This window comes from Streptomyces sp. ICC1 (genome assembly GCF_003287935.1).
In the GTDB taxonomy this organism is placed as follows: Bacteria; Actinomycetota; Actinomycetes; order Streptomycetales; family Streptomycetaceae; genus Streptomyces; species Streptomyces tritrimontium.
On record NZ_CP030287.1, the window covers coordinates 6,100,613 to 6,123,083 of the forward strand.

Annotated in this window: 25 protein-coding genes; 13 read left to right on the forward strand and 12 right to left on the reverse strand. The window is 71.6% G+C overall.

What is annotated here, in order from left to right; all coding sequences use genetic code 11:
- Window positions 1-2,864, reverse strand: a 2,864-nt coding sequence (locus DRB96_RS28720) for a type I polyketide synthase (RefSeq protein WP_162689102.1), incomplete at its 3' end; no start/stop codon positions are given.
- A gap of 231 nt (window positions 2,865-3,095) precedes the next feature.
- Between DRB96_RS28720 and ligA the strand changes: the two genes are divergently transcribed.
- Entirely contained in the window at window positions 3,096-5,156 is a 2,061-nt protein-coding gene (ligA, locus tag DRB96_RS28725) for an NAD-dependent DNA ligase LigA (RefSeq protein ID WP_112451079.1), read from the forward strand.
- Between the two features lie 125 nt (window positions 5,157-5,281).
- Entirely contained in the window at window positions 5,282-5,743 is a 462-nt protein-coding gene (locus DRB96_RS28730; RefSeq protein WP_162688762.1) for a hypothetical protein, read from the forward strand.
- Window positions 5,744-5,969: 226 nt separating this feature from the next.
- On the opposite strand, the gene DRB96_RS28735 is transcribed toward DRB96_RS28730, so the two are convergent.
- Window positions 5,970-6,446: an SRPBCC family protein gene (locus DRB96_RS28735; protein WP_112451081.1), complete on the reverse strand. Its 477-nt coding sequence runs from the start codon at window positions 6,444-6,446 to the stop codon at window positions 5,970-5,972.
- Between the two features lie 159 nt (window positions 6,447-6,605).
- Between DRB96_RS28735 and DRB96_RS43900 the strand changes: the two genes are divergently transcribed.
- Complete coding sequence (locus tag DRB96_RS43900; protein WP_204357835.1) at window positions 6,606-6,761, forward strand: DUF6131 family protein; 156 nt, start codon at window positions 6,606-6,608, stop codon at window positions 6,759-6,761.
- Window positions 6,762-6,896: 135 nt separating this feature from the next.
- Here the strand turns inward: DRB96_RS43900 and DRB96_RS28740 are convergent, their stop codons facing one another.
- Window positions 6,897-7,079, reverse strand: coding sequence for a hypothetical protein (locus tag DRB96_RS28740; RefSeq protein ID WP_112451082.1), 183 nt, complete (start codon window positions 7,077-7,079; stop codon window positions 6,897-6,899).
- A 160-nt stretch (window positions 7,080-7,239) separates the two neighbouring features.
- Here DRB96_RS28740 and DRB96_RS28745 point away from each other — a divergent pair, with 160 nt between their 5' ends.
- From DRB96_RS28745 to DRB96_RS28760, 5 genes are all read left to right on the forward strand, one after another.
- On the forward strand, window positions 7,240-7,710 hold the full coding sequence (locus DRB96_RS28745; RefSeq protein WP_239516368.1) for an FAD-dependent oxidoreductase: 471 nt from the start codon (window positions 7,240-7,242) through the stop codon (window positions 7,708-7,710).
- Window positions 7,685-7,912: a hypothetical protein gene (locus DRB96_RS45050; RefSeq protein ID WP_239516369.1), complete on the forward strand. Its 228-nt coding sequence runs from the start codon at window positions 7,685-7,687 to the stop codon at window positions 7,910-7,912. The genes DRB96_RS28745 and DRB96_RS45050 overlap by 26 nt, the downstream gene beginning before the upstream one ends.
- Before the next feature lie 184 nt (window positions 7,913-8,096).
- Window positions 8,097-8,321, forward strand: coding sequence for a hypothetical protein (locus DRB96_RS28750; RefSeq protein ID WP_112451083.1), 225 nt, complete (start codon window positions 8,097-8,099; stop codon window positions 8,319-8,321).
- Window positions 8,322-8,490: 169 nt separating this feature from the next.
- Entirely contained in the window at window positions 8,491-9,420 is a 930-nt protein-coding gene (locus tag DRB96_RS28755; RefSeq protein ID WP_112451084.1) for a SigB/SigF/SigG family RNA polymerase sigma factor, read from the forward strand.
- A 115-nt stretch (window positions 9,421-9,535) separates the two neighbouring features.
- Window positions 9,536-9,832 (forward strand): WhiB family transcriptional regulator, encoded by a 297-nt coding sequence (locus DRB96_RS28760; protein ID WP_275432030.1) that lies wholly within the window; start codon window positions 9,536-9,538, stop codon window positions 9,830-9,832.
- Window positions 9,833-9,931: 99 nt separating this feature from the next.
- On the opposite strand, the gene DRB96_RS28765 is transcribed toward DRB96_RS28760, so the two are convergent.
- Window positions 9,932-10,273: an SH3 domain-containing protein gene (locus tag DRB96_RS28765; RefSeq protein ID WP_112451086.1), complete on the reverse strand. Its 342-nt coding sequence runs from the start codon at window positions 10,271-10,273 to the stop codon at window positions 9,932-9,934.
- Between the two features lie 237 nt (window positions 10,274-10,510).
- On the opposite strand from DRB96_RS28765, the gene DRB96_RS28770 reads away from it, so the two are divergent.
- Window positions 10,511-10,690 (forward strand): CsbD family protein, encoded by a 180-nt coding sequence (locus tag DRB96_RS28770; RefSeq protein WP_112451087.1) that lies wholly within the window; start codon window positions 10,511-10,513, stop codon window positions 10,688-10,690.
- Between the two features lie 96 nt (window positions 10,691-10,786).
- Here the strand turns inward: DRB96_RS28770 and DRB96_RS28775 are convergent, their stop codons facing one another.
- Window positions 10,787-11,353: a hypothetical protein gene (locus DRB96_RS28775; protein ID WP_112451088.1), complete on the reverse strand. Its 567-nt coding sequence runs from the start codon at window positions 11,351-11,353 to the stop codon at window positions 10,787-10,789.
- 1 nt (window position 11,354) lies between these two features.
- Window positions 11,355-11,897, reverse strand: coding sequence for a hypothetical protein (locus DRB96_RS28780; RefSeq protein ID WP_112451089.1), 543 nt, complete (start codon window positions 11,895-11,897; stop codon window positions 11,355-11,357).
- Between the two features lie 162 nt (window positions 11,898-12,059).
- On the opposite strand from DRB96_RS28780, the gene DRB96_RS28785 reads away from it, so the two are divergent.
- Both DRB96_RS28785 and DRB96_RS28790 read left to right on the forward strand, forming a co-directional pair.
- Window positions 12,060-12,575, forward strand: coding sequence for a hemerythrin domain-containing protein (locus DRB96_RS28785; protein WP_112451090.1), 516 nt, complete (start codon window positions 12,060-12,062; stop codon window positions 12,573-12,575).
- Window positions 12,576-12,697: 122 nt separating this feature from the next.
- Window positions 12,698-13,063 carry a PRC-barrel domain-containing protein gene (locus DRB96_RS28790; RefSeq protein WP_112451091.1) on the forward strand — a complete coding sequence of 122 codons (366 nt, stop codon included), beginning with the start codon at window positions 12,698-12,700 and terminating at the stop codon, window positions 13,061-13,063.
- Here DRB96_RS28790 and DRB96_RS28795 read toward each other — a convergent pair.
- Window positions 13,027-13,971: a YhjD/YihY/BrkB family envelope integrity protein gene (locus tag DRB96_RS28795; protein ID WP_204357836.1), complete on the reverse strand. Its 945-nt coding sequence runs from the start codon at window positions 13,969-13,971 to the stop codon at window positions 13,027-13,029. The genes DRB96_RS28790 and DRB96_RS28795 overlap by 37 nt on opposite strands.
- Before the next feature lie 299 nt (window positions 13,972-14,270).
- Between DRB96_RS28795 and DRB96_RS45055 the strand changes: the two genes are divergently transcribed.
- On the forward strand, window positions 14,271-14,837 hold the full coding sequence (locus DRB96_RS45055) for an ATP-binding protein (protein WP_343234605.1): 567 nt from the start codon (window positions 14,271-14,273) through the stop codon (window positions 14,835-14,837).
- Between the two features lie 181 nt (window positions 14,838-15,018).
- On the opposite strand, the gene DRB96_RS28805 is transcribed toward DRB96_RS45055, so the two are convergent.
- Window positions 15,019-15,510 (reverse strand): DUF1269 domain-containing protein, encoded by a 492-nt coding sequence (locus tag DRB96_RS28805; protein WP_112451093.1) that lies wholly within the window; start codon window positions 15,508-15,510, stop codon window positions 15,019-15,021.
- Window positions 15,511-15,798: 288 nt separating this feature from the next.
- Between DRB96_RS28805 and DRB96_RS28810 the strand changes: the two genes are divergently transcribed.
- Window positions 15,799-16,149 carry a hypothetical protein gene (locus DRB96_RS28810; RefSeq protein WP_239516204.1) on the forward strand — a complete coding sequence of 117 codons (351 nt, stop codon included), beginning with the start codon at window positions 15,799-15,801 and terminating at the stop codon, window positions 16,147-16,149.
- A 101-nt stretch (window positions 16,150-16,250) separates the two neighbouring features.
- Here DRB96_RS28810 and DRB96_RS28815 read toward each other — a convergent pair whose 3' ends face one another.
- From DRB96_RS28815 to DRB96_RS28830, 4 genes are all read right to left on the reverse strand, one after another.
- On the reverse strand, window positions 16,251-17,510 hold the full coding sequence (locus DRB96_RS28815; protein ID WP_112451095.1) for an arginine deiminase: 1,260 nt from the start codon (window positions 17,508-17,510) through the stop codon (window positions 16,251-16,253).
- A 109-nt stretch (window positions 17,511-17,619) separates the two neighbouring features.
- Window positions 17,620-19,080, reverse strand: coding sequence for a basic amino acid/polyamine antiporter (locus tag DRB96_RS28820; protein WP_112451096.1), 1,461 nt, complete (start codon window positions 19,078-19,080; stop codon window positions 17,620-17,622).
- 51 nt (window positions 19,081-19,131) lie between these two features.
- Window positions 19,132-20,664, reverse strand: a complete 1,533-nt coding sequence (gene nhaC / locus DRB96_RS28825; RefSeq protein WP_112451097.1) for a Na+/H+ antiporter NhaC — start codon at window positions 20,662-20,664, stop codon at window positions 19,132-19,134.
- 151 nt (window positions 20,665-20,815) lie between these two features.
- The gene (locus DRB96_RS28830; RefSeq protein ID WP_112451098.1) at window positions 20,816-22,288 is read right to left on the reverse strand and encodes a HEAT repeat domain-containing protein; all 1,473 of its coding nucleotides are present in this window, start codon (window positions 22,286-22,288) and stop codon (window positions 20,816-20,818) included.
- Window positions 22,289-22,471 lie beyond the last annotated feature (183 nt).

Genomic DNA, 22,471 nt, shown 5'->3' on the forward strand with positions numbered 1-22,471 from the left:
CTGAGAACAGCGGCAGATGGGTATAAGAAGCAGGACACAGCGGAGGCCGAGCCGGAGGCGGCGGAGGGGCCGCGCTGTGCGGGGCGCCCGCCGGCCACCCAGTACGACTGGGTGTCCAGCCTCGCCACCGGCAGGTCCAGCAGACGGCGGTCCTCCTGGGGAACCAGCGCGCGCGGATCGACCGGGGCGCCCAGGACCGCGAGACGGGCCAGGGCCAGTACGAAGCCGCGCCCGCCGTCGGGCGCCTCCCCGCCGAGGGGGACGACATGGACGTCGCCGTGGCCGGTCAGGTTGCGGCGGACCGAGGTGAGGAGCGAGCTGCCGCCGGACACCTGGAGGAAGACGCGGGCCCCCTGGTCGTAGGCGGTGCGGACGGCATCGCTGAAGTGGACCGGCGTGGACGCGTGGCGGACCCAGAGCGCGCGCAGCCGGTCGGGGTCGGTGCAGACCTCCCCGTTCACGGAGGAGACGAACGGCAGGACGGGACCGCTGATGCGGCGCGTGGCGAGACCCGAGCGCATGCTCTCCTCGGCGGAGGCCAGCCGGGGGGAGTGGAAGGCGTTGGACACGTCGAGCGCCGCGGTGACGACCCCGGCCTCGGCGCAGGCCTGCCGCAGGGCGGCGAGGCCTTGCGGCGTACCGCTGACCACGACCTGCCGCGGCTGGTTGAAGCAGGCGAGCCACACGTCCTCGATGCCCTCGACGAGCCGGCGGCAGGTCTCCTGGTCGCTCTGCACGGCGAGCATCCCGCCCCCGGAGCCGTTCTCGGCCCGCCGGAGGACCGCCCCCCGGTGGACCAGCAGCCTGATGGTGTCCACGTGGGTGAGGGCTCCGGCGGCAGCGGCCGCGGCGAACTCGCCGGCGCTGTGGCCGAGGGCGAGGTCGGGAGCGACGCCGCAGTCGGCGAGGACGCGGGTGGCGGCGATCTGGACGGTACCGAGCAGCGGCTGGCACACGTCGGTGGCGGCGAGCCGCTGCCTGAGCGCCTCCGCGTCGCCCCGGGACGCCGCCTCGCCGTACAGCAGGTCGGCGAGGTCGAAGCCGAGGTCCCGCCGGGCCACGGCGCTGAGGACGCCGACGGCCGACCGGAAGCCGGTGAACCGCTCGTGGAGGTCCCGCATCATGCCCGGTCGCTGACTGCCCTGGCCGGGGTAGACGAAGGCGATGCGGCGCCGGGCCGCCGGCAGGGGCGCGTCGGCGGCGAAGGCGCCGTCGCCGAGGTCGCCCCGGGTGCCGGCGAGGAGCTGCTCGCGGGCGTGGCGCAGGCGCCGGAGGAACCCGTCCGTGTCGGTGGCCACGACGGCTAGCCGGGTCGTCAGCGGCTTGCGGGAGCCCAGGGTGTGGGCCACGGCGGCCAACGGGGGGCGGTGCGCCGTGTCGAGTGCTTCGAGTACCTCGCCGATGTGCCGGTCCAGCAGCTTGGGGCTGCCGGCCGAGAGGAGGACGAGATGGGGGCCGCCGCCCTCGGTGCCCGCGGGGGCTTCGGCGGGTTCGGGCCGCTGCTCCTCCAGGACCACGTGGACGTTCGTGCCGCCGAACCCGAACGAGCTGACCGCGGCGCGCAGCGGGGTGCCGGAGCTGCGAAAGGGCCGTGCGGTGTCGGCGAAGCGCAGCCCCGCGGCGGACATGCCGTGGTCCGGGTGGGGGGTGGTGGCCGGCTGCGGCACGATCGTGCGGTGGTGGACGACCAGGGCCGTCTTGATCAGCCCGGCGACGCCCGCCGCGGCCAGGGAGTGCCCGATGAGGGCCTTGCCCGAGGCGACGTAGCACAGGCCGGGGTCGTCGTCGGGGAACTCGGTGCGCAGCCGGCGCAACGCTTCGGCCTCGGCACGGTCGCCGGCGGCGGTCCCGGTGCCGTGCGCCTCGAGGAAGCCCACGGACGAGGGGGCGACCCCCGCGTCCTCATAGGCCCGGCGCATGGCGCGCAGCTGGCCTTCGGAGGTGGGAACCAGCGGGCCGGGGGACGCGCCGTCGTTGGCCGAGCCGATGCCCTTGATCACGGCGTAGACGCGGTCGCCGTCCGCGAGCGCGTCGGCGAGCGGCCGCAGGACGACGACACCGGCGCCCTCGCCGAGGACGAAGCCGTCGGCCTCCTCGTCGAAGGGGCGGCACACCCCGGTCGGGGACAGCGCGCGGAGCCGGGAGAAGCCGACCAGGCTGTCGGGAGTGAGGTTGAGGTACACCCCGCCGACGAGGGCGATCCGGCAGGTGCCCTGGCGCAGGTGGGCCATCGCCTGGTCGAGGGCGACCAGCGAGCCGGAGCAGGCGGCGTCGACGGCGAAGCTGGGGCCGCCGAGGTCGAAGTGCCGGCTGACGGTGCCGGACGCCATGTTGAGCAGGCTCCCGGGCAGGGTGAAGGCCTCGATGGTGCCGAGCCGTCCCGCCCGCTCCTTGGCGGCGTCGAGCACCTCGCGGCGGTCGGCCGCCTGCGAGGCGTCGGCCAGGGAAATGGCCCGCATGTGGGCCGTCATGAGGTCCTTGTAGTCGGACACCGACAACCCGAAGAAGACCCCGGTGTTCTCCCGGTCGAAGTCCCCGCGGCCCAGCCCCGCGTCGTCGAGGGCCTCACGGGTGACGTCGAGCATCAGCCGGTGCTGCGGGTCCATGGCCCGGGCGCGGGCCGGCGGCACCCCGTAGTGCACGGCGTCGAAGCGGTCCACGTCGGCCAGGAACGCGACCTGGTCGGTGTAGGCGGCGTTGGGCGCCGACCGGTTGCCGGGCTCGTGGAACGTCTCGTGGTTCCAGCGCTCGCGCGGCACGGTGGAGAACTGCCGTTCCCCGCTCAGCAGGAGGTCCCAGTAGCCGCGGATGTCGGGGGCGCCGGGAAAGCGGCAGCCGAGCCCGGTGATGGCGATGTCAGTCATGAGACTCTCCCTGGCGTGGTGCCGCGGACGGTCGGCGGCCGTTTTTCCACGGTGCCCGCAGGAGCCCCGGAGCCGTAGCCCCGGCTGTTCGTCACTTGACAGACCCGCCGATGGGTGCGCCGGCCTCCCGGCCGGGCGGTCTCCCACGGACCGGCGGGCGCCCGAGAACGGGCGCGGCGCCCGGGAACGGGCCGCCGGGCATTGTCAGTGGTCCGGGAGAGGATCACTGACATGACGATCCTTTCCGCCGATGAGGCGTTGTCCAGCGTGTTCAGCCGTGCCGACTACAGCGCCGCGCTCCGGCGGCTCCGCGAGGCCTCCCGGGCGTACTACGGCGGCGCCGACAGCGCGCTGGACGACGCCGCCTACGACCGGCTGCGCCTGTCCGTGCTCGCCTGGGAAGCGGAGCACCCGGACGAGGCCGCCCCGGACTCCGTGACCGGCCTGGTCGCGGACGGCGCGGCCCCGGTCGGCGACATGGAGCACACCGTCCGGCTGCTCAGCCTCGACAACGTCTTCGACCCGGCCGGCCTGGTCGCCTGGGGCGCCTCGCTCCAGCGCCGTCTGGGCCACGAGCCCGCCGGAGGGTTCACCGTCGAGCCGAAGATGGACGGAGCGGCCGTCGCCGCCCGCTACCGCGCCGGTCGGCTGGAGCAGGTCATCACCCGCGGCAACGGCACCCACGGCGAGGACGTCAGCCACGTCATCGGCGCCATCGAGGGCCTGCCCGAGCAGCTGCCCGTGCCGGCCACCTTCGAAGTCCGCGGGGAGGTCCTGTTCACGCAGAGCCAGTTCGAAGCCGCGAACGAGGTCCGCGTCGCGCACGGCGCGCAGCCCTTCGCGAACCCGCGCAACGGGACGGCCGGCACCCTGCGCGCGAAGGACCGCCCCTACCGGCTCGCGATGACGTTCTGGGCGTACGGAGCGGTCGAGCTCGACGGCGTCGCCTTCGCGCCGTCCGGGGCCACCCACGCCGAGGTCCTGGCCGCCGTCTCCGGGGCCGGCGTACGGACCACGGCCGACACGCCCGCCGGCCTGCACGTGGTCCCGACCCTCGCCGAGGCCCAGCGCGAGGTCGACGCGATCGCCGCGCAGCGCGCGGACCTGCCGTTCGGCATCGACGGGGTCGTGATCAAGGCGAACGACGCGGCCGAGCAGGCCGCGGCCGGGCTCGGCAGCAGATTCCCGTACTGGGCGATCGCCTTCAAGCTGCCGGCCGTCGAGCGCCAGACCGTACTGAAGGACGTGGTGTGGGACGTGGGCCGTACCGGGGTGCTCGCCCCGACGGCCATCCTCGAACCGGTCGACATCGACGGATCCACCGTCACCCGGGCCACCCTCCACAACCCCGCGGACATCCGCCGACGCGACCTCCACCTCGGCGACACCGTGACGGTGTACAAGGCCGGCGACATCATCCCCCGCGTCCAGGCCGCCCTCGTGGGCCACCGCCCGGCCGGCGCGCTCGAGGTGCCGCTGCCCACGCGGTGCCCCAACTGCGGCGGGGAGATCAACAAGGACCAGGAGCGCTGGCGCTGCGCGAAGGGAACCGGCTGCGCGCTGCCCGCCCTGATCGAGTACGCCGCCGGCCGCGACATCCTCGACATCGACGGCCTGGGCAAGACGTACGTCAACGCCCTGATCGAGTCCGGTGACGTCGCCGACGTCGCCGACCTGTTCACCCTGACCGAGGGACAGCTCGCCGCCGCCTCCGGCAGCGCCAAGCGCGGGGCCAAGCTGGCCGAGCAGATCGCGGCCGCCAAGTCCCGCCCCCTGAGCCGCGTCTTCTGCGCCCTGGGCGTGCTCGGCACCGGGCGCAGCATGTCCCGCCGCATCGCCGCGCACTTCGGCACGATGGACGCCGTCCGGCAGGCGGATGCCTCCGCCATGCAGGAGGTCGACGGCATCGGCGGGGAGAAGGCCCCGGTCATCGTCGAACAGGTCGCCTCCCTGGCCCAGGTCATCGACAAACTGGCCGCGGCCGGAGTCAACATGACGGAGCCGCAGCAGCCCCGGACGGCCGCGGAAGGCCCCCTTTCCGGCAAGACCGTCGTGGTCACCGGGAAGATGAGCGGCCCGCTCGAGAACATGGGCCGCTCGGAGATGAACACCCTGATCGAGAAGGCCGGCGGCAGGGCGGGCGGCAGCGTCAACTCCAAGACCACCTACCTGGTCTGCGCGGCCTCCGCGAGCGGGAAGCCGAGCTCCAAGGCCGTCAAGGCCGAGGAACTGGGCGTCACGGTCCTCACCCCGGAAGCCTTCGCCGAACTCGTCGCCGCCCACCTGGGCTGACCCGAGGACCCGAGGGCGGGAGCCCGGTTCACCGATACCTTCGACGGGGCGCCGGCGGGTGTCCCGGAAGAATCCGGCCGCGCGGTGCGGGGGCCGGCCGGTGCGAGCGGAAGGACCTCGGCGCGATGGATTCCACGGAGTTTCGGATGCAGGGCCCGGGCCGCTACATCCGGCTGGCGGACCTCCTGCCCCTGATCCCGGACAACGACTGGACCTGGAGCATCCTGGAGATCGACGGAATCTGGAGCGTCCCCGGAGCCGACGGAGTCGTCGCGCCGCCGGACGGTATGAGTGCCTCGGCATTCGAGGACCTGGTGCGGGCGAGCCCGACGGGGTACGTCCAGGGCTGGCCCGGGCTGAAGGACCTCGCCGTGCACCTGGAGCAGAACCACTGGCTCACCGTCGTCGCCGCGGCCTCGGCCGACGACCTCGTCGGCGCCGAACTCCAGGCCGAGGACTACTCCCGGTGCCTCGTGTTCCTCGAAGCGTTCGACAGCGGGACGTGGACGGTCGCCGCTCGGCCGGGTGCGACCGGCGGCGGCCACGACATCGTGGAAGCGGCCCGGGCGCGGTTCGCCCGGCCGTGACCGGCGCCGGCGGGCCCGTCAGCCGAAGCGGAACGAGACGGGCGTGTCCGGGTGGAGGACCGCGGGGGCCGGCGAGATCACCTCGTCCCACTCCCCGTGGGCCCTGCCGCGGTCCCGCTCGCCCGCCGCGCCCTCGGCCCATCCCGAGATGTTGCCCTTCTCCCGGGCCGTGTAGAGGCCCCGCGCACCCGCTGAAGTCCATCGGGCCGGGCGTCGGCCGGTCCCGTCACGCCAGGTGCGCGGTGGTCTCGACGTGGGAGGCCAGGTGCGCGAGCGAGGAGGCGATCCCGGCCTCGTGGACCGCCTGGTCGATGCCGGGCGGCACGTCCGTGGCGGTGACGGTCACCCGGGTCCCGTCGCCGGTGGCGGCGAGGTCCCAGGTCATCGTCATGGTGCCCGCGTACGAGGGGTCGTCGGCCTCGAACACCGCCCGGTGCACCACGCGTTCCGCCGGCACCAGCTCGGCGAAGCCGACCTCGACGACGTCCGTCGCGGCCGTGGTCTTGCCGGGGCCGTCGGCGGGGTCGAGGTGGGTCAGCACCATCCGGAACCCGCCGCCGGGCCGGGGGTCCCACCGCTCGACCCGCCCGCTCATGCCGTCCGGCGGCAGCCAGGCCTCCAGGGCCTCCCGGTCGAGGAGGGCGCCGTAGACGTCCGCCGGTGGCGCCGCGATCGTCCGGCCGGCGCGGTCGGTTCTGCCCATGGCCCGAGCGTAGTGCTTCGACCGGAAAGGTCCACCGGGGCGGTCCCGAAGAACAGCGTCGCGGCAGAGATAAGGACGGGACTCGCGGGTAGACGCCAGCGGAGGCACCGCGGCGGAACAACCCGTTCCGCCGTATCCAGACAGACGAGTGAGGGCATCATGATTTTCGCCGGACTCATCCTCTTGCTCATCGGATTCCTGACCGGAATCTCCATCCTGTGGACCATCGGGATCATCCTGCTCGTGGTGGGGGCAGTGCTGTGGATCCTCGGCTCGGTGGGACACGCGGTCGGCGGCCGGCGCCACTACTGGTAGTCCGCGGGCCGGTGGCGGCGTGGAAACGGACGTACCGCAGAACGGGTGAGGCCCGCTCCGCGGTACGTCCGTGTGCGGTGCCCTTCGTGCGGCGCCCTTCGGCTTCGCTCGGGTCCGCGCCGCGCTCCGCCGCGGTCAGCGTCTGCGACCCCACCCGCGGCCCGTCCGCCCGGCGCCGACCCCGGCGACGTGCAGGGCGAGCGCGACGAGACCGATCAGCATGAAGTTGGTGGAGCTCAGCACGTCGTTGGTGGCTATGTGGGCCGCGTTGATCAGGAACGCGATGAAGAAGAGCACTGCGGCGACGATGGCCAGCATGGTCGGACCCCTTTCTGTCGGTGACCGCCGTGTGCCCCGTGCGGGCGGGAACATGAGCCGCCACCGGGCCCCGTCTCCCGGCGCATCTCGTACGGGGCCGCCGGCCGGTCGCCGCCGCGCCCGACGGGCCGGGTCCCGCCCGGCCTCGTAGCCTGGCGTGATGCGTCAGCACGATCTTGTCGTCATCGGTGCGGGATCCGGCAACGCCGTCATCGACGATTCGTTCGCCGGCCTCGACGTGGCCATCGTCGAGGAGAGGTGGTTCGGCGGAACCTGTCTGAACGCGGGGTGCATCCCGAGCAAGATGTACGCCTACGTCGCGGAGGTGGCCCATACCGTCGGCGAGGCCGGCACGTACGACGTGGACGCGGAGCCGGCCCGCGTGCGCTGGCGCGCGATGCGTGACCGGGTGTTCGGGCGCCTGGACGCCGAGCGCGAGGAGGGCCGCCGCGGGCGGCTGGAGGCGGACCGGGTCACCGTGTACGAGGGCACGGCGCGGTTCACGGGCCCCCGGGAGCTGCGGATCGACCTCGCGGACGGCGCCGTCGACATCGGCGCCCGGCAGATCGTCATCGCCGCAGGCGGCCGGCCGGTGGTCCCCCCCCATGGAGGACACCACCGGCTTCTGTAAGGTGCTCGCCGAACGCGGCACCGGCCGCCTGCTCGGTGCGCACATCATGGGCCCACAGGCCGCCACCCTCATCCAGCCCCTCGTCCTGGCGATGACCCTGGGCATCGACGCGGCCACCCTCGCCCGTTCCCCGTACTGGATCCACCCGGCGCCGACCGAGCTCGTCGAGAAAGCGCTCCTCGACCTCGTGGGCGGTCCGTGAATCCGGTCCCCGCAGGGGAAGTCGGCCGGTGCGGGTGAACCGCGGCATCGGGGGCATGCGGACCGGTGCCGGGATGGACGCCGTGACGCAGCGGGGAATCTGCTCACCTCCATCGATCGACGGCCGTCCCGGCTCCGTAAATCCGGCCGGGTGAAACGAACCGACGGAGGAAGAGGGAAATTCGATGACGACGGCAGAGTTATTCGGAAAGAAGTCCATATCCGGCGCGCGGGCGCTCCGCGGGCACGCCGCCCGCACCCGGGAGGACATGGTCCGGACGGTCGAAGCGCTGGCGAAGGGGAAGACCGGTCGGGCCGCCGCGGTGGCGCGGACCCACCGCACCGCCCTGATCACGGCCGCCGGCGTACTGGCCGCCGCCCTGCTCGCCCGGCGGTCCCGGCGGGCGTGACCCCGCGGCGGACGCGCCCCGTACGCACACCGTACGCGGGCCGCCACACCTGGTGACCGGCCCGTCGATCGATGGTGCGTGGACCGTTTGAGTGGGTATACCCCTTTGGAAAGAGCGCGACGGTCCACGCCGAGCCCGCAGGCCGGCCCGAACCCGTCGGAGGAAGCTCATGCCGACCATTCCCGCTCGAACGCTCCACGCCCGTACCGCCGAGTCCCTCGCGGACGGGCACGCCACCCCGGAGGACCTGCTCCATCTGGGCACCGACGAGGCGCGCACCCTGTCCGTCGCGCTCTTCCGGCGCCTGCACGGGCTGCAGGAGGGCACACGGGAGTACTCGTACGTGCGCAACACCCTCGTCGAGCTCAACCTCAGCCTGGTGAAGTACGCCGCCCGCCGCTTCCGCGGCCGCAGCGAACCCCTGGAGGACATCGTCCAGGTCGGCACGGTGGGCCTGATCAAGGCCATCAACCGCTACGACGTGGAGCGCGGGGTGCAGTTCGCGACGTTCGCGCTGCCCACCATCACCGGTGAGATCAAGCGCTTCCTCCGCGACACCAGCTGGGCCGTGCGGGTCCCGCGGCGGCTCCAGGAGCTCCGGCTCGACATCGCGAAGACGGGGGACGTGCTGGAGCAGCGGCTCGGGCGCCAGCCGACCGAGCGGGAGCTCACGCAGGAGCTCGGCATCACGGACGCCGAGCTGGCGGAGGGGCGCCGGGCGGCGAGCGGATACACGGCGCGCTCACTCGACGCGCCGGCCGGCGAGGACGAGCATTCGACCCCGCTGACCCGCTCGCTGGGCCTGGACGAGGAGGCGTACGAGCGCATCGAATGCCTGGAGGCGCTCAAGCCGCTCCTGGCCGCCCTCGGCGACCGCGACCGGCTGATCCTCTCGTTGCGCTACGGCGACGAGCTGACCCAGGACGCGATAGGCGAGCGCCTGGGCATCTCCCAGATGCAGGTTTCGCGCCTGCTGAGCCGGATCATGCGGACGCTGCGCGCCGGACTGCTCGCGGACGACGAAGTCCCGGCGGACGAAGGCCGGGAGCGGGCTCCGGCACCCGCGCGGGACCCCGAACCGGAACCGGCGCGCACGTGATCGCGCCGCACCGCGATCTCCGTCCGGCCGTTTGAGCCGCGTTCTCGGGGTCAGACGAGGGGCGACCGGGCTTCGCATCCGGTCCGTACCCGATGGAGGTTCCGAGGTGGGAAACGTGTCCCGTCTGCCCGGCCGTGCCGAGCACCACTGGCTGTGGCAGGAGGAGGCCGCCTGCAGGGAACTGGGCTCGCGCCTCTTCTTCCACCCCGCGGGTGAGCATGGTCCGGACCGCGAGCTTCGGGCCGCGGCGGCCAAGGAGGTGTGCGCGCTGTGCCCGGTGCAGCGCGACTGCCTGCGGCACGCGCTTGAGGTGGCCGAGCCGTTCGGGATCTGGGGTGGTCTCACCGAGCGCGAGAGGCGCCCCCTCCGTGCCCGGGCGGGGGAGAGGCCGACGCTGCCCTCCACCGCTTGAGCCCCGGCGGCCGTGGAGAACGGCTACGGCTACGGGAACGGGCGCGGCCATGCTTCTGGGGCCGCGCCCGTTCCCGTAGCCGTGTACCAGGTCACAGCACTAGCAGGGTCGGACCGGCTGGAGGTTGTGGACGTAGCGGGCCGACACCCAGCCCTTCGAGCCGTGCAGGCGGTACCACACCGGATTGCCGTCCACCCAGCCCCCTCGCTTCTGGCACGAGAGGAGCACGCGGGCGTTCGGGTGCAGCTTCTTCACCACGTCCGAGTACACGGTCGGCTTCTCGCGGACGTTGAGCGCCGTGCGGGACTCCACCACACCCACGGGCCGGGACTCGGCCGCGTGCCCGCTGCCGCGGCCGTCGGCCGCCCAGCCGGCCGTGCCGAGCGGCCCGATCAGCACTCCGGCCGCCAAGGCGTACGTCAGCAATGCCTTCTTCACCATCGGATCCACTCTCCCTGTGTCGCCTGGGCGCGGGGCCGGCGGCCCGTGCAGCCCACCACCCGGACGACTATCCACCGCCCGGGCGGCTGCCCGGAGGGAACACGCCCCCCGTTGCACCGGATGGCCCAGCGGCCCGGGTCCGCGTCCGGTCACGGCACGGGGAGTTCCACGAATTGCGGGATGCCCACCACGGAAGCAGGGTGGTCAGTACCCCCCTCTAGGAAGGACCACCCCGTCATGAGCAAGGCGAAGGGCAAGGCCAAGCAGGTCAAGGGCAAGATCAAGGAGACCGCCGGCAGTGCCATGGACGACAAGGGCATGCAGGCGGAAGGCGCGGCCGAGCGGATGGGCGGCAAGGCCGAGGAGATGACCTCGAAGGCCGCGGACAAGATGAAGAAGGCCACGCGCAAGTCCTGAACGGCTTCGCGCGCGGCAGAAGGCCGGCCGGGCTCGCAGTGGATCCGCGAGCCCGGCCGGCCTTCTCCTGCTCCGGCTTCCGCCCGGAGCGGGAACTCAGGTGGCCAGCAGCCGGTCGACCAGTGAACGGTAGGCGCGCAGGGCCTGCCGCAGGTCTTCGGTGGCCACCTGCTCACCGCGGTCCCACTGCTTCTCCAGCCCGCCGCGGTGTTCGGAAAGGGTGCCCGCGAACCTCTGCATGACCTCCGCCACCAGGGTGTCCGCCGAGCGGACCGCCTCGCGCGGATCGTCCACGAACCGGCCCTGGATCTCGCCCCACGCGGTCCGGTAGCGCTCCGCCTCCGCAGAGCCCAGCAGCGGCTCCTCCTCGTCCTTGGCCGCCCGATCCGGCTCCGGGACGCCGACGGGCCGGTCGACGGACCTCTCGACGGGCTCGTCAGCGGACCTGTCGACGGACCTCTCGAAGGGCCCGTCAGCGGACCTGTCGCCGGACCCCTCGACGGACCCGTCGACGGACCAGTCGGCGGGCGCGGGCGCCGCCGTCGGCGCGGGCGGCGCGGGCGGCGCGGGCGGCGCGGGCCGCGCGGGCCGTGCGAGGTCCTCCGTCGTCAGGACGGGATCGGACGATGCCGCCCGTACCTCGCTCTCTTCGCCCTTGCGCATGTCATCGGCTCCTCTGGTCGGCGAGCAGCTCCTCGAACAGGGTGCGGTAGTGCACCATCGCCCCGCGCAGCTCCTCGGTCGTCGCCTCTCCCGCACCGCCGCGCACCTTGGCCGCATGGGCGGCCCGGTACTCCTCCAGCGTGCGGCCGTGCTCCACGGACAGGTCCCGCAGCTGTCCGCGGTACCCCTCGGTGGGATAGCCGCGTTCACCCATCAGCCGGGTCACCAGCTCGTCGGCCTCGGCCACGGAACGCTCCGGCCGGTCCACGAAGCGCTGCTGCACACCGGTCCACTCGTCCGCGTACCGGTGCCGGCGCTCGGGCGACAGCTCCTTGATGTCGAGCCGGTCGTGCCGCTCCTCGCGGTCGCGCAGGTCCCGCTCGGCGGCCCGTGTGCCGCCCCGTTCCTCGACGGTGCGCTCGTACTCCGGCCCGAACCGTTCTCGCAGGTGGCGTCGGCGCGCCAGTGCCCACAGCAGTGCGGTCACCGCGATCACGACGACCGCCGCCACGACGATGACGGCTGTCAGTGCATTGGTTGACATCTCTGGCCTCCGTTCGGGGGCTCGTGGTCTCGGTTGACGCGCCTGCTCGGTGGCGGAGAGTTCAAACCCGAACGGGTGCGTGCGCGGTCCCCGGGGTTTGAACCCACCGCCATCGAGCAGGCGCCGGGCGACGTGAAACCGACAGCACCGGAGGGACCCGGCATGGCCGCGGACAAGCACGAGAACCAGGACGTCGTCGCGTTGATCCTCAAGGACCACCGCACCATGGAGGACCTGTTCCGCCGGATGCGCAGTGTGGAGGCGGACCGGGCGGACGCCCTCGCCACGTTCTCCGCGCTGCTCGTCGCGCACGGCGAGGCCGAGGAGTCCGAGGTGTACGGCGCGCTGAAGAGGTTCAAGGACGTCGACAACGAGGAGGTCGAGCACGGAGCCGAGGAGCACGCCGAGGGCAACGAGGCCCTGCTGGCGCTGCTCGAGGTGGCCGAGGCCTCCGAGGTCGGTTCCGATGAGTGGGACGCCCGCCTGGAGGACCTGGTCAAGGCGGTCTCCCACCACCTCGACGAGGAGGAGCGGACCATCCTCAACGGCGCCCGGGAGAACGTCCCGGACGAGCGGAGGGCCGAGCTCGGGGCGGCCTTCCTGCGGGAGCGGGAGCGGCACCTCTCGGCCGGCTGCGGCGGCATCGAGAACGTGCGCGCGGTCGTACGGGGTGCATGAAGCGCCGGGGGAGGGGCAGTCGAGTCGGAGCGGGGCGCGAACAGTGCCGCGTACGACATCAAAAGAGAGGGACGGCACGGAAGTTCCCGCCGTCCCCCGTCTGGCGAAGGAGTTGTTTTCGCGTGACTGAGCATGTGTGGAGCTACCAGTCGAATGCCGGCCACCTGGGCGGGTCCGATCTGACCGGGTACAAGGTCGAGGCGACCGACGGCAGCATCGGCAAGGTCGACAAGCACTCCGACGAGGCCGGTGACGCATACCTGGTCGTGGACACCGGAGTCTGGATCTTCGGCAAGGAGGTCCTGCTCCCGGCGAGCACCGTGATCCGGATCGACGTGGAGGAGGAGACGGTCTACGTCCACAGCACCAAGGAGCAGATCAAGAGCGCTCCGGAATTCCACCGCGACAAGCACCTCGACGACGTCGGCTACCGCCAGGAGATCGGGACCTACTATTCCGTCGGTGGTTTCGGCGGCCGCATCATCTGACCCGGCGCAGGCGGCGGGCCCGGACTCGACGAGTCCGGGCCCGTTGCCGTGCCCATCCCCGTGCCCGTGCCCGTTTCCGATCGGCCGGGGTCCGGCGGCGTTCTCCGGCGCAGCAGCTCGTCGTGGAACAGCCGGCCGGCGAGCGCGCCCCCGAACACGACGACGCCGATCCCGACGAGCCAGGCCTGGAGGACGAGGACGGTGCCGAAGGGCCCGTAGGTGACGGCGCTGGACGCGATCATCGGTGAGAAGACGAGCCGGGAGAAGAGCCGCAGCCCCAGCAGTCCGGCCATGGTGGCCGCCGCTCCGGGCAGCAGGCCGCTCCACGGCACCCGGCCGCCGAGCAGCAGCCGCTGGGACCACCAGAAGAAGAGGGTGCCGACCGTCACGGTGACGAAGCCGCGTGCCGGGGACTCGCGCCACGGCGGGGTGATCGCCGACAGGTAGAGGACCCCGACCAGTACGCCGAGCCACAGCACGTGCCGCCAGCGCGCCCACCAGCGGGACGGAGCCAGCCCCCACACGTTCTCGTAGCCGCCCTGCAGCATGGTGGCGAAGGACAGGCCGAAGACGGCGAGCAGGGCCAGTCCGAACGCCGTCGTGGTCCGCCACGCCTGGCCGGGCAGGGCGAAGAGCCGCTCGATCTCCGCCCGGGCGGCCGGCGATACGCCGAGCCCGTCTCCCAGCCATTGGGCGAACCCCTGCCCGCCGCGGGTGTCCGCCGCGGACACGACGATCAGCAGGGGTACGAGCGTCAGGAAGCCCAGTGCGGCGAACCCGAGGGAGCGCTGCCACAGGTCCAGGTCCCGGACGTGCACCCAGCGGCGGCCGGCCCGCGCACGGCGGACCGTGCTGCGCACCCGTCCGAGGGGCGACAGCGGGCGGGCCGAAGACGAGGTGTCGCGCATGGCCGCTCCAACCGATGCTTCCACGGTAGAGCGCTGGTCGACGGGGTTCCACCGCGGAGCCCCGCAGGCCCGTCGCAACCGGTCCCCGGGAAGCCGACGCGACGCGGATGGCGGTGTCCGCGTGTCCGGGCGATCAGCGCGGGCATACGCGAGACCGAGGACGGCGGCCGCGCGACGGCCGGCCCGGGTGCTCCGCGGACGGAGCCGCCCGGCTCCGTCCGACGGAGCACAGCCGACAGCCAGGTGAGGCGACAGTGAACACGACGGGATCAGCCACCGGGGATCCTCGCGGTGGAGGAGTGCCGGTCAGGGGCCAGTGCCGCCGACTCGCCCTGAGCGGTGTCCGGGGCCCGGTCGGCAAGGGCCGTGACTTCACCCGCAAGGCCCTGCGGGACTGGGGGTGGGACCGCCACGAGAGCGCCGAGGACGCCCTGCTCGTCGTGTCCGAGCTGGTGACCAACGCGGCCCTGCACGCGAACGGCTGCCACGAGCTCGTGCTGACCGCCGCCGAGGAGACCTTGCGCATCGACGTGCTCGACGGAGCGACGGCGCTGCCGTGCCCCCGGGCCGCACGCCGGCCGGGCGTCCCGGGAGGCCACGGCCTGCACATCGTGCGGCTGCTCTCCGACCGGTGGGGCGCCTACCCCCATGACACCGGGAAGGTCGTCTGGGCGGAGATCGAGACAGGCATGGGTGAGGGGGGTGGGGGCACAAGCGTGACGTGCCGCAGTCCCCCCGAGCGGGGCAGGGAAACCAAGGCCTTCAGCCTGCTGCGGCGCGCCAAGCTCCGCGTCGCCACCTTGAGCGACACCGCCTTCGCTTCGGTCGGCGGGAAGCGGGGCGCCCCATCGTGCGCCGCGCCGTGACACATCCGCCCGCGCCCAGTGGGCCGCCATGGCGGACGCCGGCCGTTGCGGCTCTGCAGCGGGACATCGGCCCCCGCATTGCCACCGCCCGACGCCTTCTCCAGCTCGTGGCAGCCGTTCGATGTCGACATCACCTCATGCTCGATGCCGTCCTCACCTGCCGCGACCCGGCAGATCGCACCTATGACTGAGAGCCGGCGAGTTGCTCGGCCAGCTCACTCTCCTCAGCAGTGCCGAGCGAGGTCTTCAACACCGTGCCACCGTGCTGCCGCATGGCCTCGGAGAACCTGTCCTCCGACACGATCATTCCCATGATCGCCACGGCCGCCGATCCAGGATTGAGGAGGTCTTGAACGCGTCGGCGGAATTCCTCATCGACACCTGATTTGCCGAGCTTCCCCAGCAGTCCGCCGACCGCCGCGCCGGCAACGAACCCGACGCCGGGCAGCAGGAACAGCACGCCGAAGACGATGCCCCACACCGCCCCGGCCGCGGCCGACGGACCGATGAGACGGCTCGGCGTGTCCACGTGGGTCTCGCCCCGCACATCCACCGACACCACCGCCAGCCCGCTCACGCTGACGACGTGATCCCGGTGGAGCTCCTGCACGGTGGCGTAGGCCCGCCGGGCCGTCTCGGGGTCCTCGTATCCGATCACCATCAGCTCCGACACGAACGCCTCCCGGTGTGGCGACAGGACCTCAACGCACGCTAAGTCTTCGTGGGGGCTTCAGCATCCCACCACCGCCGTGCGCGGAGACGTCATGGGCCGGAATGCCGATGGAGGGGCGCCGTGGCACGCTGAAACAGGGGATCCAGCCGGTCCGGGGATACCAGGCCGGCTCTGCAACCCAGGGAGATCGAAATGGCCAGTGACGCCGGCGGACCCCGAGCAGGCAGCGCACCCCCGAGTCCCTGGCATGCGCCCACATCCGGGACCACCGTCTTCGCGGCAGCCTTGATGATCTTCGGTGGAGCGATGGCGATCTTCGAAGGGATCGCGGCCATCGCCAAGGACGGCCTGTTCCTCGCGACGCGGCACTACGTGTTCGAGTTCAGCCTCGCGGGCTGGGGCTGGGTACACCTCATCCTGGGTCTGGTCCTCGTCTTCGCCGGCTGCGCCGTCATCAGCGGAGCCCTGTGGGCGCGCTTCTTCGGTGTCTCCATCGCCGGGCTGGGCGCGATCGCCAACTTCCTGTGGCTGCCGTACTACCCCTTGTGGGCCCTTGTGCTCATCGCCGTCAACATCTTCATCATCTGGGCCCTGTGCACGGGTATGCACCGAGAAGCGGACGCGCGCCCGACTGCCTGACCCACCCGGACCCGGCCTTCCCGTCGCGTCCGCTCACGTGGGACCTGCGGTCGGGCGGATCCGACGGGCTGCGCCGCGACGGTGCGACGGTGCCCGGCCCGTCAGAAGGAGACGGCGTCGCGGATGAGCGGGCAGGTCATGCAGTGTCCGCCACCGCGCCCGCGCCCGAGTTCGGCACCGACGATGGTGATGACCTCGACACCGGCCTTGCGCAGCAGCGTGTTCGTCTGCGTGTTGCGGTCGTACGTGAAGACCACGCCGGGCTCCAGGGCGACCGCGTTGTTGCCGCTGTCCCACTGCTGGCGCTCGGAGGCGTACACGTCCCCGCCGGTCTCGATGACCGTCAGCCGGGGGAGCCCGAGGCCCTTGGCCACGACGTCGACGAACGGGCTCGATCCCTCGTCCGTGATCTCTACGCCCACGGGTTTGTCGCTGGGGCGCAGGGAGAAGGTGTGCACCGCGTCCATGATCTTGGGATAGAGGGTGACGATGTCGCGGTCGGCGAACGTGAAGACGGTGTCGAGGTGCATGGCGGCGCGCAGCTTGGGCATGCCCGCGACGATGACGTGCTGGGCGGCGCCGTTCTTGAACAGGGAGGCGGCGACTTGAGTGATGGCCTGGCGGGAGGTGCGTTCGCTCATGCCCATCAGCACGACGCCGTTGCCGACCGGCATGATGTCGCCGCCCTCGAACGTGGCCTGTCCCCAGTTCTGTTCGGGATCGCCCCACCATACGGTGGAGGCCTTGAAGTCGGGGTGGAAGGTGTAGATCGCCTTCATCAGGAGGGTTTCGTCGTGCCGGGCGGGCCAGTACAGCGGGTTCAACGTGACGCCGCCGTAGAGCCAGCAGGTGGTGTCGCGGGTGTAGAGGGTGTTGGGGAGGGGCGGCATCAGGTACTCCCGCGCACCGGTCGCCTCGCGCGCGAGCGCCACGTAGCCGGACCGGAAGTCGTCCGGCAGGTCGGCGGTCGACAGCCCACCGATCAGGAAGTCGGCCAGCTCGCGCGGGGTGAGGGTCTCCAAGAAGGCCCTGGTGTCGTCGAGGAGGCCGAGGCCGACCTCGTTGGCGGTGATCTTCCGGTCGAGGAGCCAGGTCCTGGCCTCGGCAAGGGCCATGGTCTCGGCGAGCAGGCCGTGCAGCTCGACGACCTCGACTCCGCGCTGGGTGAGCTTGTTGACGAAGTCCGCGTGATCGCGCTGGGCGTTCTCCACCCACATGACGTCGTCGAAGAGCAGGTCGTCCGCATTGGTGGGGGTCAAACGGCGGTGCGCGAGCCCGGGTGCGCAGACCAGGACCTTGCGGAGCCTGCCGACCTCGGAGTGGACGCCGAAGGCGGGTCGGGGGGTGCTGTCGGTGCTCAACGCGTTGCGCCTTTCGTTGGATGGACCGGGGATCAGGCAACCTGACCGGGGATCAGGCAACCTGACCGGGGATCAGGCAACCCGATCGGGGACCGGGTTCAGGTGCGGATCACAGCTCGATCCAGCCCACGGCCAGAGCGAGCACTCCCACAAGAGCGCCGGCGATGGAGACGGCACAGATGACGGCCTCGCCGGGGGAGAACAGACGCCGGTTCTGCTCCCGCCGCGCCTTGACGAACAGGAACGTCGCCGGGGCGTAGAGGATGAAGGAGACCAGGACCAACTTGAGCCCGGCGGCGAAGAGCAGGAACGCCGTGTACAGCGTGGCGACCACCGCGATCACCAGTTCCCCGCGCGTGCTCCGCCCGACGGTCTCCTCGCGGCCCGGCCCGAGGGCGACCTTCACGGCGAAGGCCGCGGCGAGCAGGAAGGGGATCAGGCTCAGCGCGCTGGTCAGGTCGAGCGCGAAGTTGAACGCGTCCGCGGAGAACATCGTGACGACCAGGACGACCTGGCTCAGGGACGTGGTCATCAGCAGTGCGGGAACCGGCACGTCCTCGGAGGTGGCCCGCCCCAGGAACCGGGGCATGTCCTTGTCCTTCGCGGCGACGAAGAGCACTTCCGCGGCCATGAGCGTCCAGGCCAGATAGGCGCCGAGGACGGAGACGATCAGGCCGACGCTGACGAAGACCTTGCCCCAGGTGCCGACCGCGTGCTCCAGGACACCGGCCATGGAGGGCTGGCGCAGCTCGGCGATCTCGGCCATCGGCATGATCCCGTAGGACACGATGGTGACCGAGGCGAAGACGGCGAAGACGCTGAGGAATCCCAGGACGGTGGCGCGCCCGACGTCCTCGCGCCGCTTGGCGTGCCGGGAGTAGACGCTCGCCCCCTCGACACCGAGGAAGACGAAGACGGTGGCCAGCATCGTCCCGCGGACCTGGTTGAACAGTGAGCCGGCGTAGTCGGCGCCGCCCCAGTTGGCTGCGAAGACGTCCGTGTCGAGGCAGAACAGCGCGAGGGCGACGAAGACGAGGATGGGCACGACCTTCGCCACGGTCACGATCTTGTTGATCGCGGCCGCCTCTTTGACTCCGCGGCGGATCAGCAGGAAGAACGCCCACAAGCCGACCGAGGAGAGGATGACGGCGAGCAGGGTGTCCCCGTCGCCGAGCGCGGGCCAGATCGCGCCGATCGTCGACATGATGAGCACCCAGTAGGTGACGTTGCCGACGCACGCGCTCGCCCAGTAGCCGAAGGCGGAGAAGAACCCGAGGTACTCCCCGAATCCGGCCTTGGCGTAGGCGTACACGCCCGCGTCGAGGTCGGGCCTGCGCACCGCGAGGGTCTGGAACACGAACGCGAGCATCAGCATGCCCGTACCGGCGATCGCCCAGGCGATCAGGGCGCCCGCAACCCCCGTCTCCTGGGCGAAGCGGCGCGGTAGGGAGAACACCCCGGCGCCGACCATCGAGCCGACCACCATCGCGGTCAGTGTCAGCAGCGTCAACTTGACGGCCGGCTTGCCCGCGGTGGTCGCCGCCGCGTCGTTGGTCTCGGCGTTGCTCATGGCTTCCTTCGTCTACGACTCTCGGTGGTGGGGGCTGCCGCGGGCTGTCGGCTACGGGCCGATGGAGGCCCCGGACCCGGACCCGCCCTCGGAGCCGGTCACCGACCCGGCCTCGGGCGGTGCGATTTTCTCGATCTTGAACCCGGTGATGCCGTAGAGGACGCTCAGGGCCGGGCTGGCGTAGTTGAAGATGGCGAACGGGGCGTAAGTCAGGGTGGGGACGCCGAGCACCGCTCCCATGAACGCGCCGCAGGAGTTCCACGGGACGAGCGCGGAGGTGACCGTGCCGCTGTCGGCGCAGAGACGGGACAGGTTCGTCGGTGCGAGCCCGCGCTTCTCGAACTCCAGACGGAACACCCGCGAGGGCAGAACGAGGGCGATGTACTGGTCACCGGCGACGACGTTCAGGCCGAAGGCGCAGGCGAACACGGTGAGGAACAGTCGGCCGGTGCTCTTCGCCGAGCGGATCAGTGGGTTCACGAGCCGGGCGATGAGGCCGAACTCCTCCAGCACGGCACCGAAGGTGACCGCACCGATGATCAGCCAGAGGGTGAGGAGCATGCTGTCCATGCCGCCACGTGAGAGCAGCTGGTCGATCAGCGGGATGCCGGACTGGATGGAGAATCCGTTCGCCATGGCGAGCCAGATGCCCTTCAGCGACTCGAACACGACGTTTCCGGACCCGGCGACGAAGTCCCGCATCACGGAGGGCTGCAGGAACGCGCCGAGCACGCCCGCGAAGAGGGCCGCGCCGATGAGGGCGAGCGAGGCCGGCACCTTCCTGACCGACAGGAAGGCCAGGAGGGCGAGAGGGAGAAGGTTCAAGGGAGTGATGTGGTAGATGTCGCCGAGGCGGGCGAGCTCGATGTCCTCTCCGACCGGGTTGACCACGTCGGCACCCTTGACCAGGCCGATCACCAGGAAGACCGCGAAGGCGATGACGAACGCGGGCAGTGACGTCCACGCCTGGCGTTTGATGTGCTCGTGGACGTCGACCTTCACCATCTGGGCGGTCAGCACCGTCGTCTCCGACAGGGGGGAGAGCTTGTCTCCGAGGTACGCGCCCGAGATCACCGCACCGGCTGTGATCGCCGTGGACACGCCGATCATGTCCGCGACCCCGACCAATCCCACACCGATCGTGCCCGCGGTCGTCCAGGAACTCCCGATGCTCATGGCGATGACGCCGCAGATGACGGCCGTGGCCGCGTAGTACCAACTCGGTGAGAGCACCTGGATGCCGTAGTACACCAAGGTCGGGATGGTCCCGGAAAGGTTCCACACCCCGATCAGGGCGCCCACCGCCAGGAGGATGAACACCGCGCTGGTGATCGACGAAAGGGCGCGCTGGCCCGCCTGCTGCACCGCACTCCACGGGTGGCCGTTCTTCATCGCCACCAGCGCCGCAGCCATCGCACACAGCACCAGGGCCACCTGGATCGGCCCGTCCAGCGCGTCGAGCCCGAAGAGGGCCAGGGACCCGGCGACCAGTACGGCCAGCACCACCAGGGGCACGATCGAGTCGAGCAGGGACGGCTCGCGCAGCGGAGGGCCCGGTGCTTCGCCTTCTTCCTCGTCCCGCATCCCGGCCCCGTTCGCGCATGGGCATCGGCCATGAGGCCGCACCCCTCCGACGAAGTGGAATATAGCCCCAAATCGGCAGATATCCCGTAACTGGGTGGGTGTCGCGACCTGACGGCCGAAGTCGACCCGCGGGCCTGTCGAGCGAACGGTGCTACAGGCCCGCCCTCGTCAGCAGCCCCTCCATGTGCTTGACGGGAAGGAACGGCGAGGCGGCAGCGGCTTCCGCGACGTCCGCCGTGGAGTCGGTGAGCAACCGCAGCAGAGAGGGGAGCGGGAGGTTGCGGTGGGGCGCGACCGCGTGGCGGACCCGGGGTTCGGGGTCGGAGGCCAGCTTCTCGGCCAGGCCTGGGGGAAGGTCGGGGTCCCGGGGTGCGAAGGAACGGAGCCGGGGTTGAGCGTCAGTGGCGAAGCGGCGCAGGGTTTCTGCGGGGAACGAGAGAACCTCGGCCTTGTCCCACCAGAACGTGTGCTTGTCCCGCCAACGGTAGGCGCGCTCGATCCTCTCGGCGGTCTCGGGATCGACCAGATGGGGGGACGTGCTTGCCATGGTGAGGCGGACGGTCTCCTCCTCGTCGTCGAGCAGTTGAGCCACCGCGTGGACGGGGAGGGTCTCGCTGCCGGCCGCTGAGACTCGGAAGCTGACATAGGGCGAGTCGATGTGCGGAAGCGGATCGGCCGTGACCCAGGGCAGGTCCAGCCTCCGCAGATCCTCTTCGGCCATGCCGTCTCGATGCCACTGCCGGACCGCTTCGGCGTCGGCGTCAGGGCCCGGCCTGGCCATCGAACGCGACAGCTCGTGCACCGAGGCGCAGATCTGCGCGCGCACGTCCTCCGGCGTATCGGGGCGGCCGAAGATGTTCACCCGGACGTTCAGCGCCGGATCGACGGCAAGGGCCTCGAGCACCGACCGGGGCAAGTCGGGATGCCCGGCGAGTTCGGCACGTACCTTGCTGTTCGGATCCTCGGCGAGCTGCCGGAGGGTGTCCGCGCCGAGCGCGGCGTGCATCACCGCGCCCACCCGGGTCGCGGGGTCCGCCAACAGCGCCGGCAGCAGGTCCGACGGCGGTATCGGATGAGGCCAGTCCGCGAAGTAGGTCGAACAGGCCGCGGCGCGGACCTTCGGCTCGGGATCGGTCAGCAGGATCCGGCGGACCGCTTCCGGCGCTTGTGGCCAGTGCGTCGCCAGCGCGGCGCGGATCGCGGGGTCGGAGTCGGAGACGAGGCGGGCCCGGAGGTCGGGCGGCGTGCCACGGCTGTTGGCCAGGTACGTGCGGACCTGCGGATCGGGGTCGTCGATGAGTCGCTCCAGCATCTCCCTCGGCGCGGTGGCGGAGCGGATGACGAGTGCGGACCGCACCGATTTGTCCCGATGGCCGGCCAGAAGGATGCGGAACCGGTCCGGTAGCCGGTCGTTGAGCGCCAGGCTATGCAGGAGCCAGTGGTCGTCGATCGCGATGATCTCGGCGATCAGGTCCTCGGTGAGGTCTGGACGCCCTGCCACTCTCCCGCGATCCCCCTGCCAGGCGAACAGGCGCCGGACCATGGAAGCGGGCAATGCGGGGTTCGCCGCCAAACCGTTCACCACACCGTCGAGGTGGACAGGAGTCAGGTCGTCAGCGTCCATGAAGTCCAGGGTGCCAGGCAGCCGGCCGAGTTGAGGGGTTCCTGGAGCGATTGGCATCCTCGTCGGCTCCATCCGCCAGGACTCCACCCCCGGCGGATGGAGCCGGGAGCGTTCACGACCGCGACCATCAACAGGCTGCGCGGTACGTCCGGCAGCGCCCCGCGCACCTCGCTCTCGTCCAGC